Raw genomic sequence first — 11,701 nt, forward strand, 5'->3', positions numbered from 1 at the left:
GAGCCGAGTGCGCTCCGGCCAGACCTGCGACCCTCAGGCCGACAGACGCTCGAGTAGCGTGCGGGGACGCGAGGCGCGACCCACTGCCGCCTGGGCGGCCTCATGCCAGCGTGCCGTGGGCACGTCCGACGGCGAGAGCAGGCTATCGAAGCCGCACGCCCACAACATCGCCAGTTGATCGGGCAACAACGGACCCGCCGCGCGAATCGCGCCTTCGAAATGCCACTTGTCGCGCAGCAGTTTCGCGAGCGTAAAACCGCGCCCGTCGCGGGTCTTAGGGAACTCGATCACGATGAGGTCCAGCTGCGGCAACAGCGGCGCAATACTTGCCGCATCGTCGTGCCCCTGCACCCGGATGCCGGCCGGCGCCACGCCCTTCTCGTTCGCGGCAAGCCAGGCGTCGAGCGGCAACACGTCCTTGTTGCCCGGCTGCGCTGCCGTGGCCGACGCATCGGCGCCGTGATAAGTCCAGACGTCTGCCGCCGGCAGCCCGTTTCGATCAATCAACATGCAAAGCTCCCTTGAATGCTTCCGCTCCGACGCGTCCGAGCGTATCGATGAAGCGCTCGCCCTCGTTTCGCAGCGAGAGATATCGTCCGAGAATGTTCTCGATCACCTGCGGCACGTCCTCATAGCTGACGCCCGGGCCAAGAATCTTGCCGACGGCGGCGTTCTCGTCGGCCGAGCCGCCCAGCGTGATCTGATAATTTTCCTTGCCCGCCTTGTCGACACCGAGAATGCCGATGTGCGCGACGTGGTGATGCGCGCAAGCGTTGATGCAGCCGGACACATTAAGCGTCACCGGCCCGATATCGCGTTGCTGCGCCTCGGAGAACCGTAGCGCAATGCGTTGCGCCACCGGCACCGAACGCGCATTGGCGAGCGCGCAATAATCCAGGCCCGGGCAAGCGATTGCATCCGAAATCAGGCCGATGTTGGCCGTCGCCAGACCGGCCGCCTTCAGGCGCGACCACAGCACATACAGTTCGTCGCGCTTGACGTGCGGCAGCACCAGGTTCTGCTCGTGCGTGACGCGCAGCTCGTTGAACGAATACTGCTCAGCCAGATCGGCCAACACCAGCATCTCCTGCGCGCTGGCGTCGCCCGGAATGCCACCGGCCGGCTTGAGCGAGACGACCGCGCTGATATAGCCGGGCACCTTGTGCTCGTGCGTGCAGGTATCGACCCAGTGACGGAACTCGATATCGCGCTCGTACGATTGCGCGAACGCCGTCGACTCGCTCGGCAGCGTCTCGAACTCGGGCACGATGAAACGCTCGCGAATCCCCTCGATCACGGCATCGCCCAACGGCCGATGCGTGAGCGCAATGCGCGCGAACTCTTCCTCGATCATCTCGATGAACTTCGCGGGCTGCATCTCCTTGATGAGGATCTTGATGCGCGCCTTGTAGATGTTGTCACGTCGACCCAGCGCGTTGTACACCCGCAGAATCGCTTCGACGAAGCGCAGCAGATCCGCTTCGGGCAGCCACTCGCGCACGAGCGTGCCGACAATCGGCGTGCGTCCCAGGCCACCACCCGCATAAATCTGGAACCCCACTTCGCCACGCTCGTTGGTGCGCGCCAGAATGCCGATGTCGTGAAAGCGCACCGCGGCACGGTCGGCCTGGCCGCCCGTGATCGCAATCTTGAACTTGCGCGGCAGATAGGTGAATTCGGGATGGTCGGTCGACCATTGACGCAAGATCTCGGCATACACACGCGGATCGAGAACTTCGTCCTTCGCGGCACCAGCGAACTGGTCGGTGGTCACGTTACGGATGCAGTTGCCGCTCGTCTGAATGGCGTGCAAGTCCACGTCGGCAAGCGCCGACAGGATCTCGGGCGAGTCCGAGAGCGTCGGCCAGTTGAACTGAAGGTTCTGGCGCGTGGTGAAGTGGCCGTAGCCCTTGTCGTAGCGGGTCGCCACATAGGCGAGCTGGCGCATCTGAATGCCGCTCAGCGTTCCGTACGGAATGGCAACGCGCAACATGTAGCCGTGCAGTTGCAGGTACAGACCGTTCATCAGGCGATAGACCTTGAAATCGTCTTCGCTGAGCTCGCCGGACAGGCGGCGCGCCACCTTCTGACCGAACTCCTTGGCGCGGTCCTTGAGGAACTCGCGCTCCGACGGGTCGTAGCGATAGATGCCGGCGTGCTCCGGGGCAACGGTCAATGCCGGCGCGTGCGCCAGCGCCGCCGGCTCACCGCCCTGCTCGGCCTGCTTGCCCAAATCTTCGCGCACCGATGGCCCGCGCGAGCGCAGTTGCTCCCGGAAATCTTCCGGCACCGGGCCGGCGTCGCTCAGTTGCGCCGGGCGCGGCATGGGATCGACGATCAGATTGGCGGCCAGCGCGCTTTTCGCAGCCGCTTGCGCCGGCTCGAGTTCCTGCGCGTCGAACACATGCGCCTGCGTCAGGTCATCCACCCAGTTGTGTTGCTTGTCCAGCCAAACGACCAGGCCGTCTTGCAGCCGGTTTGCCGAAATCAGATTGCCTGCATTCATTCAACGCTCTCAATGCTTGTCATCATTTGGTCGCAACTCGCGATTCGACCCGCAGGCTATCAAGACGCGCGCGAAGATACGACCATTTACTAGTTATGTAGACATTACGGGATGTTGTTTGGACCCGGCCGCCCCGCCGGACCGGACCGGGCCGACGACAGCCCGTCGAGGCATGCACGGGCCCCAAGGGCTGGGGGCAATTGAATGACTTCAAAAATACACTGTATTTTTATACAGTACTCATGCTATATTTCCGATCATGCCATTTCATCGTGAGTGACCCCATGAGCGACGCCAAATCCATCAAGTTCATCGTCGTGCCCTATCGCAAGAACAAAGACGGCGTCTTGCAGCCCGGCGAATTGCGCCAGGCGAGCACCGAATTCGGCGCCGTGCGCATCGCGCAATCGATGGCCTCCGGCTTCGCGGGCATCGCCGCCTACGAAGTGCTGGTCGACGAGGAAGACGGCACGATGGACGCGCCGCGCGTGCTTTTCCAGGACGGGGCCATTCCCGCCATGGCCGACTGAGCGCTGACCAGCGTCAGGGTTCGTCGGCGCAGGGATCAGTGGGGGCTTCGTGCGAGGTCGTCGAGCAGCGGCACGATGGCGAGCACGACCAATATCCCTGCGAGCGGAACCGTCGCGACGAAGCCCAGGTGCTTGAAACCCAGCGCCCCCGCCAACCCACCCAGGAAGAACATGCCCAGCAACGCGCACAACAAACGCAGCTTCTGACGATCCCCCGCCACGCGCGGCAGATGGCGCGCCACCCCGGGCCGATTCCAGTAGCTCATTTTGCCCAGTTCGATGCCGATGTCCGTGACCAGACCGGTCACGTGCGTCGTGCGAATCTCCGCCCGGGAGATCTTGGTGATAATGGCATTCTGCAGGCCCATCACGTAACACAGCAACGCGACAGTGCCCGGCACGTATAACAGCCGATGGTTTTCAAGATTGGCGCCCATCACGCCGAACGCCAGCAGGAGCACCGCTTCGAACATCAGCGGTGCCGCATATTCGCTGTGTGTCTGATGGCGCCGCCCCCAGTGAATGAGAACGGATGAGGTCGCGGCACCAAACAGGAACGCCAACAAGGCGCTGAATCCGGCCAACACGAGCACGAGCTGCCCGAGCGCCAGATTGTCGGAGAGCGAGGCGACAATGCCCGACATGTGCGACGTGTACTGACCGACGGCAAGAAAACCACCCGCATTGGCTCCTCCCGCCACGAAGGCAAGCGAGCAGCCCAGACGCCGGTTCGCGGCATCGGTGCGCACCGGCTGGGTGAATCCACGTAGAAATTTGATCGGCATGACGGGTGAGTCTCAGGCTTCGCACATGCGGTATTCTAATGCGCGCCGACGCAGCGTCCACGCCAATATCGCGCGTCGACGCCCAGCCTGTATGACGGAGACAACGAAGCATGATCGAGTGTTACGCGTACTTGAGCCGAGCCGTGCCCGATCTCGATCTGCGGGAGCTCGCCAAGATCATCGTCAACTCACGCGGGTTCAACGCCACCTACGGCATCACCGGCGTGCTGCTCTACGATGGCACGATGTTCTATCAATACATCGAAGGACCGAGCGAGCCGCTTGCCGATGCACGCCAGCGCATCGAGACATCGCGTCACCATCGTGACATCCAGGTGTTGCTCGATGGTACGCCGCACACGCCAGGCGCGTTTCCGACGTGGAGCCTGGGCTACCTGATGCTCGACCAGCCCGCCCACGCGCTGCAGGCGCTGATGACCCCCGCCGACCATACCGACCTTGTCGGCGCCTTTGCCGCACTCGCTGCCGAATCGGACGCGATGTGACCCACCGGGCACCTGAGCAAGATAACGCCGGGCGCCCTGATCAATTCCCCCCAAAGTTGGACATCCCTCCAACCTCCGGGGCGATCTTCAGGCGCGGCCCGGCGTTTTCCGTCTCCCCTGCGCATGCTGGACATGCGCCAGGGTCACGGCATCGAGATTACTGCTCGATCTGACGGTTCCAGCGCTGATCCCACTGGGCGCGACGCTGGTTGATGGCGTCCCAATCCACGGTGGTGATGTTCTTGACCAGTTCGTCGATCTTGCCCAGACGCTTCTGCATCGCCGGCGGCACGGTGGCGTGCGGATTGGTCGGGATATACGCACCCGCCGCGGCGGCAAGTGTCTGCCCCTTGGCCGAGAGCAGGAACTGCGCGAGCTTCTGCGCCATGGCGTTATCCGGGCTGTTCTTCACGACACACAGGTCGACCAGCAACTGCACGGCACCTTCCTTGGGAGCCACGTACGCCACCGGAATGCCCTTGTCCTGCAGCTCGCTCACAGCCGTCGGCGTCAGCGGGAAGATCGCGGCTTCGCCGGTCTGGATCATTTCCGAGAGCTTGGCCGAGTTCGGAATGTACTCGACGACATTCGGGCCCACGGTGGTCGCCCACTTGCTGAAGCCCGGCTCGACGTTGGTCTCGCTACCGCCCCAGATGCGGTTCAGCGCCAGGAAACCATGCAAGCCGAACGTGCTGCTCGACGCTGACTGGAAGACGACCTTGCCCTTGTACTTGGGATCAGCGAAATCGCTCCACGACGTCGGTGCGGCCCAGCCCTTTTCCTTGAAGATCTTGGTGTTGTAGCCTATACCGGTCATGCCCAGCTGCACACCGGCAGCCATGTCGTCCTTCACGCGCGCGAACGGATACAGTTCCTTGAGCGTAGGCGAATCGTCAAGCTTTTGGCACACCCCCATGCTGATCGCGCGCGCCATCACGCCATCGTCCAGGAACACCACGTGCATCTGCGGGCTGTTCCGATTCGCGAGCAGCTTGGCCAGCACGTCGGACGACGTCCCCGGCACCACCACGACCTTCACATTGTTGGCCTTTTCGAACTCGGGGAAGACCTGCGTCGTGTAGGCCTTTTCCATCGAGCCGCCATTCATGCCGACGTACAGTGTTTTGGACTGCGACCAGGCCGCGCTGCTCGCGCCCAATGCCAGCGCCGCAGCGCACATGACGACCTTTCGGGATAGCTTCATCGTGGTTCTCCTTGTGTTTCCTGGGTGTGAGGAAGGTAGTGTTGTGACGAACTCGGGACGTACGGGATTCATTTGCCGATCACGCGTCGGCCGTGACTGGCGCGAACCGGTCGACGGCAAACGCCTCGATCGGTGTCGCCGTCTCGCCGTGCGTGACCAGATCCGCCAGCACTTCGCCTACGCCGGGGGCCAGCAGAAAGCCGCCCCCCGAGAAGCCGAAGGCATGCACCAGACGCGGCGTGGTGCGACTCATGCCGATGATCGGATTGTTGTCGGGCGTCTCGCCCTCCACGCCGCTCCAGGTGCGAATGAGCAACGCATGGCGCAGTGCCGGCAGCAATGCACATGCCTCGCGCATCACCGCGCGCGTGGTATCGGCCGACGGCTGGGCGTACTCGCCGTCGCCGGTGCCGCGTCCGCCGCCGATCACACAGTTGCCGCGCTCGACTTGCCGCGCATACACGCCGCCGCCGTACACGCCGAGGTTATGGCCAATGAACTTCGGCAGCGGTTCGGTGACCCACATGTTCGGATAGATGGCATGCATCGGCACCCGCTCGCCGAACGTGCCCGCGATGTGATTCGCCCACGCGCCGGACGTATTGAGAAGCCAGTCGGCGCTCACGTGCAATGGCTCGCCTTCGACTGGCTTTGCCGTGAGCTGGAAGCGCACGCCATCGTGCGCCACGGAGGTGATTGGCGTACGTTCGTGCACGTCCGCGCCGAGCGCGCGGGCGGCGCGCGCAAACGCGGGCGATACGAGACGCGGGTTCGCGTGGCCGTCGCTCAGACACAGCGAGCCGCCGACGGCGCCGTCGCCCAGCCACGGAAAACGCTCGCGAAACGCCGCCCCACGCAGCACGGTCGAGGCGAGACCGTAGCGGCTGGCCATTGCCGACCAGGCGTCGAGCGGTTCGAGATCGCTCTCGCGACGAGCGAGACGCAAGTGTCCCGAGCGCACGAATTCGCCGTCGATCCCGATCAATTCGGGCAGGCGATCCCATAGCTTGCGCGCGCGCATGGCGAGCGGCAGTTGTTCTTCCGGGCGGCCCTGGCAGCGCACGCCGCCGTAGTTCACGCCGCTGGCCTGCGCCCCACAATAACGCCGCTCGAACAACGCCACACGCAGACCACGCTCGGCCAGCGCACGCGCCGCCGAGGCGCCCACCAGCCCACCACCGGCGACGACAACGTCGTAATGCAGGGTCTCACTCATCGCGCGCCTCCTCAGGAATGGCCGCAACGTTTTCATCGAACAACATCGGCGCGATCGGAATCGGTTTGATCGGGGCCTGTGCCCGCAGACGCCCCGCTTGTGCCAGCGTCTGGCCGCTCTCGCGCGCGAGCAGATGGCAGGCCGCCTCGCCGCACATGCGGCCCTGGCAGCGCCCCATGCCGACACGCGTGAGCGCCTTGAGCCGATTGATGTCGGTCACACCGTCCTCCCGCACGCAGTCACGCAGCGTGCGCGCATCGACTTCCTCGCATCGACACACGATCATGTCGTCCGGCCATCGCGCCGACGGATCGTCGGGCAACGCAAACGCCTGCTCGATCCCCACACGAAAGCGCCCAATGCTCGCGAGCTTGCGTTCGATGGCGTCGGCGTCGGGCGCGTTGGGCATTGCGGGGGCGGCGATGCCGAGATCCTCGAGCAAAGCAAGCGCTGCACGACGGCCGGCGAGTTCCGCCGCGTCGGCGCCGGCGATACCCGCGCCGTCTCCCGCCACATAGATGCCGGATTGCGAACTGCGACCGGCGGCGTCGCGCTCGGGTAGCCAGCAACGATTGAGGTCGTCGAAGACAAAACGGCACCCGGCCAAATCGGCCAGTTGTGTCTCGGGACGCAGGCCGAAGCCCAGCCCCACGGCGCTGCACGCAAGCGTGTGTTCGCGGCCGTCGCGCCGCCAGCGAATCGCGCGCACCCCGGCGGTGCCGTCAATGCCGTCGAGCGTGACGCCATGCTCGATGCGCACCCCATGCGCGCGCAGCCATCCCACGTAATAGAGCCCCTTGGCGAGCGTGGCCGGCTGATTCAGCAGCCGCGGCGTGGCCTTGACCTGGCCGGCAAACGCGCTCGTGTCGAGCACCGCGGCCACGTTCGCGCCCGCTTTCGCGTACTGGTACGCCACGAGATACAGCAACGGCCCCGTGCCCGCGAACACCACCTGCTCGCCAATCGCACACCCCTGTGCCTTGAGCGCGACTTGCGCGCCGCCCAACGTATACACGCCCGGCAGCGTCCAGCCCGGCAGCGGCAAGACGCGATCGGTCGCACCGCTGGCAATGATCAAATGCGTGAACGGCACCGGCTTTTCCCGACCGTCGTGGATCGTATGGAGCCGCGCCGGATCACAAGCCCACACGAGGGTCTCGGGTCGATAGTCGACCTGAGGCAACAGCGCGGCCATGGTGCCGTGGATGGCATCGGCCTTGGCCGCTTCGAAGCCATACAGCGCTTGCTTGGTCCGTGTGAAGCCCGCGCCGACCGGCGGCTGTCGGTAGATCTGCCCGCCCCAGCGCATGTTTTCGTCGAGCACCACCGGACGCTGTCCCGCTGCCACCAGCGTCTGCGCAGCGCGAATGCCCGCTGGACCCGCGCCGACGATCACGATCTCAGCATGCTCAACCATGCGAGCCTCCATGCGCTTCGTCGGCATCGGCCGCCCGCGTGAGAATCCGCATGCCGGCTTGCACCGGTGTCGAGCAGGCGCGCAGACGCGTCAGTTGGGCATCGCCACCGGTGCCAGACGCCGTCTCGCAGCGCACCCAGCAATCCTGGCATGCACCGATCAGGCAAAAACCCGCGCGCGGTGCGCCGCCGAATTCACTGATCCGGACATGGCGCTGGTGCATGAGAATGGCCGTGAGCAGCGTGTCGCCCGCGAGCGCCTGCGCCGGGGCGCCGTCGAGATAGAACGTGACGGGCGCGCGCGCCGTCTCGACCAGGCGCGCCAATTGCGGATACCCCGGCGCGCAGGTGTCTTGCGACGCGCGGGAAGCGTGGGAAGAGTGAGACATGAGATTCGTCTTGGAGCGCACGTTCAATGCTGACCGATCAGGATGCGGTTCAGGCCGTAGACACGGTCGAGCAGCAGCATCGCGCCCAGCGTCACCGCAATGACGAGCGCCGAGACGGACGCCATCATCGGATCGATCGACTCGGTCGCGTACATGTACATGCGCACGGGCAGCGTGACCGTCTGCGGCGAGGTGATGAAGACCGACATCGTCAGCTCATCGAAGCTGTTGATGAAGGCGAGCAACCAACCGCCCGTAATGCCCGGCAGGATCATCGGCATGGTCACGCGGCGGAAGGTCGTCCATGCGCCCGCGCCGAGCGAGGCTGCCGCATGCTCGACACTGCGGTCGAGCCCGCTGATCGACGCCAGCACGAGGCGCATGATGAACGGCGTCACGACGATCATGTGCGCGAAGGTCAGCGCCGCGAACGAGCCGCTCACGCCCAGCATGGCGAAGAAGCGCAGCAGCGCAATACCGAGCACGAGGCCCGGGATCACCAGCGGCGACAGCAGCAAACCGTTGAGGAAGTTGCGTCCCGGAAAGCGCGCGCGGCCGATGGCCAGGGCGGCGGGCAACGCAATCGCCAGCGAGAGCGTTGCCGACAGGAACGCCAGCTTCAGGCTCGTGAAGAACGACGCGATAAAGTCGGGGTAGTCGAGAATCGCGCGGAACCAGCGCAGCGACACGCCGCGCGTGGGCAGCGAGAGCGTTTGCTCGGGCGTGAACGCGACCAGCACGACGATGATCATCGGCGCGAGGACGAAGAGGATGACGAGCGTATGGAACGCGAGCGCCAGGGGGCTGTTTTTACGCATGATGGCGATTGGGTTCTGTTCTGCGGGAGACCGTGTCCTGGCCTTAGCCCATGCTGCGCGAATAGCGGCGATCGAGCAGGCGGTAGTACGTCAGCATCACGATCAGGTTCGCCACGAGCAGCAGCACGGCGATGGTCGCGCCCAGCGGCCAGTTGAGCGAACTCAGGAACTGGTCGTACACGGCGGTCGCGGCGACCTTGAGACGGCGTCCGCCCAGCAAGCTCGGAATCGCGAATGCACTCGCCGACAGGCCGAACACCATCAGACTGCCCGACAGAATGCCCGGCACCAGTTGCGGCAGCACAATGCGGCGCAACGTCGTGGCCGGCGACGCCATCAGCGACAGCGCGGCGTTCTCGGTCTGAGGGTCGAGGCGTTGCAGCGATGTCCAAACGGGAATCACCATGAACGGCAGCATCACGTGCACCAGCGCGACGATGATCGCGAAGTGGGTGTACTCCAGCTTGTATGGGCCCATGCCGAGGAGGCCGAACGTCTGATTGATCAGGCCGCCCGAGCCAAGCAGCATGCTCCAGCCGAACGCCCGCACCACGATCGACACGAGCAGCGGCGAGAGAATCACCAGCAAGAAGAGCGACCGCCACGGGTCGCCCATGCGCGAGAGCACATAGGCTTCGAACGTGCCCACCACGGCGCACACCGCCGTGACGGTGAGCGAGATGCCGAACGTGCGCAGGAAGATCGTGTGGAAGTACGCGTCGGACAGGACCTCGGCGTAGTTACCGAACTGGAACGCCGCGATCGGGCCGCTCGACGGATCGAACTGATAGAACGTGAGCGCGAGCGTCATGAGCAGCGGAATGAGCACCAGCGCCACGAACAGCAGCATGGCCGGGGCGCTCATCAACCACATCGGCAGATACGCATGCCAGGGCGCACGCGTCGCCGGCGCCGTCTCGGGGCTGGCCACTTGCAATGTCTCAGCCATGAGCGTGTTCTCCGGCGTTCGGCGTAATGAAGCGCACGGCCTCGGCCTGCCAGTCGAGGCCGACCGGCGCGCCTTCGGAGAGCGGCTCGCCGCCTTCGTTCTGGCAGCACACGAGCACTTCGCCCAGCGGACTGTCCACGCGGTACAGCCATTGGCTGCCGAGGAAGAAGCGGCTCGTTACCGTGGCCGCCATCCGGCCGTCGGCGGGTGCGCACAGACGAACTTTTTCGGGACGCAGACACAGCGTGATTGCATCGCCCACGGCCATCGCGCGCTCACGTGGCGAGAGGTCCGACAGCCGCGCGCGCTGGGTCAGTTGCGCGCCTATCTCGACATGCAGGTGCTCATCGTCGCGCGCCGCCACACGGCCAGCCAGCATGTTGGCCTTGCCGATGAACTTCGAGACGAACGGCGTTTGCGGACGCTCGTAGGCACGATACGGCGTGTCGACCTGAGTGATGCGCCCGGCCTCCATCACCACGACCCGGTCGCTGATCGACAGCGCTTCCGATTGATCGTGCGTGACCATGATCGTGGTCGTGCCGATCTTGCGCTGGATCGCGCGCAGCTCGAACTGCATGTCTTCGCGCAGCTTGGCGTCGAGGTTCGACATGGGCTCGTCGAGCAGCAGCACGGGCGGCGCGATCACGACCGCGCGCGCGATTGCCACGCGCTGGCGCTGACCGCCGGAGAGTTCGCGCGGGAAGCGATGGCCGAGCGCATCGAGGCGCACAAGGGCCAGCGCCTCGCGAATGCGCGCCTGACGCTCGGCCTTGTCGATACCGCGCATCTCCAGGCCGAAGCCGACGTTATCCGCCACGGTCATATGCGGGAACAGCGCGTAGCTCTGGAACACAATACCCAGGCCCCGCTTGTTCGGACGCATGTGCGTGATGTCGCGCCCATCGAGGGTAATGCGCCCGGTGGTGGTTTCCACAAAGCCCGCGATCATCTGCAAGGTGGTGGTCTTACCGCAGCCCGAGGGCCCCAGCAGCGAGACGAACTCGCCCTTCTCCACCGAGAGATTGACGTTCGAGACGGCGTTCAGCTCGCCAAACGTCTTGGAAACATCCGTCAAAGTCAGAAAAGACATGGTTACGACCTTCGGGCGCGTACACGCCGCAAGAAATGCAATTGCATCGAACAGTAGCGAGCCAAATTGCCCGCCGCAAGATAACGATTCCGTGAAATGAGATAAATATTCAGATTATTTTGTTTGATGGAATATTTGACGAATGAACACATGAATTCATTTCGCGTCACCGCCTCGGTACAATCCCTAAGCTAACGTGAATATTGGATGTTTTTTACGGTTTCGGCGGATCGCACCTGTTTTCAAGAGGTATTGGCTTACGCTAGTATTCCGTTTGACGGAATATTCG

General features: G+C 64.3%; 12 protein-coding genes. 2 read left to right on the forward strand and 10 right to left on the reverse strand.

Annotated elements, in window-relative coordinates; genetic code table 11:
• Positions 1 to 33 precede the first annotated feature (33 nt).
• Both DRB87_RS13315 and DRB87_RS13320 read right to left on the reverse strand, forming a co-directional pair.
• The gene (locus DRB87_RS13315; RefSeq protein WP_130026245.1) at positions 34 to 510 is read right to left on the reverse strand and encodes a DUF934 domain-containing protein; all 477 of its coding nucleotides are present in this window, start codon (positions 508 to 510) and stop codon (positions 34 to 36) included.
• Positions 500 to 2,506, reverse strand: a complete 2,007-nt coding sequence (locus DRB87_RS13320; RefSeq protein ID WP_130026246.1) for a DUF2849 domain-containing protein — start codon at positions 2,504 to 2,506, stop codon at positions 500 to 502. The genes DRB87_RS13315 and DRB87_RS13320 overlap by 11 nt, the downstream gene beginning before the upstream one ends.
• Before the next feature lie 284 nt (positions 2,507 to 2,790).
• Between DRB87_RS13320 and DRB87_RS13325 the strand changes: the two genes are divergently transcribed.
• Positions 2,791 to 3,036, forward strand: coding sequence for a hypothetical protein (locus DRB87_RS13325; protein ID WP_017233355.1), 246 nt, complete (start codon positions 2,791 to 2,793; stop codon positions 3,034 to 3,036).
• A gap of 35 nt (positions 3,037 to 3,071) precedes the next feature.
• Here the strand turns inward: DRB87_RS13325 and DRB87_RS13330 are convergent, their stop codons facing one another.
• Positions 3,072 to 3,821: a YoaK family protein gene (locus DRB87_RS13330; RefSeq protein WP_130026247.1), complete on the reverse strand. Its 750-nt coding sequence runs from the start codon at positions 3,819 to 3,821 to the stop codon at positions 3,072 to 3,074.
• Positions 3,822 to 3,931: 110 nt separating this feature from the next.
• Here DRB87_RS13330 and DRB87_RS13335 point away from each other — a divergent pair, with 110 nt between their 5' ends.
• Positions 3,932 to 4,327 (forward strand): BLUF domain-containing protein, encoded by a 396-nt coding sequence (locus tag DRB87_RS13335; protein ID WP_130026248.1) that lies wholly within the window; start codon positions 3,932 to 3,934, stop codon positions 4,325 to 4,327.
• 157 nt (positions 4,328 to 4,484) lie between these two features.
• Here DRB87_RS13335 and DRB87_RS13340 read toward each other — a convergent pair whose 3' ends face one another.
• The 7 genes from DRB87_RS13340 to DRB87_RS13370 form a co-directional block, all read right to left on the reverse strand.
• Positions 4,485 to 5,531, reverse strand: a complete 1,047-nt coding sequence (locus DRB87_RS13340) for an ABC transporter substrate-binding protein (RefSeq protein ID WP_026131833.1) — start codon at positions 5,529 to 5,531, stop codon at positions 4,485 to 4,487.
• 79 nt (positions 5,532 to 5,610) lie between these two features.
• Complete coding sequence (locus tag DRB87_RS13345) at positions 5,611 to 6,747, reverse strand: FAD-binding oxidoreductase (RefSeq protein WP_130026249.1); 1,137 nt, start codon at positions 6,745 to 6,747, stop codon at positions 5,611 to 5,613.
• Positions 6,740 to 8,164 carry an NAD(P)/FAD-dependent oxidoreductase gene (locus DRB87_RS13350; protein ID WP_130026250.1) on the reverse strand — a complete coding sequence of 475 codons (1,425 nt, stop codon included), beginning with the start codon at positions 8,162 to 8,164 and terminating at the stop codon, positions 6,740 to 6,742. The genes DRB87_RS13345 and DRB87_RS13350 overlap by 8 nt, the downstream gene beginning before the upstream one ends.
• On the reverse strand, positions 8,157 to 8,552 hold the full coding sequence (locus DRB87_RS13355; RefSeq protein WP_130026251.1) for a (2Fe-2S)-binding protein: 396 nt from the start codon (positions 8,550 to 8,552) through the stop codon (positions 8,157 to 8,159). The genes DRB87_RS13350 and DRB87_RS13355 overlap by 8 nt, the downstream gene beginning before the upstream one ends.
• Before the next feature lie 23 nt (positions 8,553 to 8,575).
• On the reverse strand, positions 8,576 to 9,370 hold the full coding sequence (locus DRB87_RS13360; protein WP_017233348.1) for an ABC transporter permease: 795 nt from the start codon (positions 9,368 to 9,370) through the stop codon (positions 8,576 to 8,578).
• Positions 9,371 to 9,413: 43 nt separating this feature from the next.
• Entirely contained in the window at positions 9,414 to 10,319 is a 906-nt protein-coding gene (locus DRB87_RS13365) for an ABC transporter permease (RefSeq protein WP_017233347.1), read from the reverse strand.
• Positions 10,312 to 11,412: an ABC transporter ATP-binding protein gene (locus DRB87_RS13370; RefSeq protein ID WP_130026252.1), complete on the reverse strand. Its 1,101-nt coding sequence runs from the start codon at positions 11,410 to 11,412 to the stop codon at positions 10,312 to 10,314. Before DRB87_RS13370 ends, DRB87_RS13365 begins: the two co-directional genes overlap by 8 nt.
• Positions 11,413 to 11,701: the final 289 nt, after the last annotated feature.

This window comes from Pandoraea sp. XY-2, from assembly GCF_004193915.1.
In the GTDB taxonomy this organism is placed as follows: domain Bacteria; phylum Pseudomonadota; class Gammaproteobacteria; order Burkholderiales; family Burkholderiaceae; genus Pandoraea; species Pandoraea cepalis.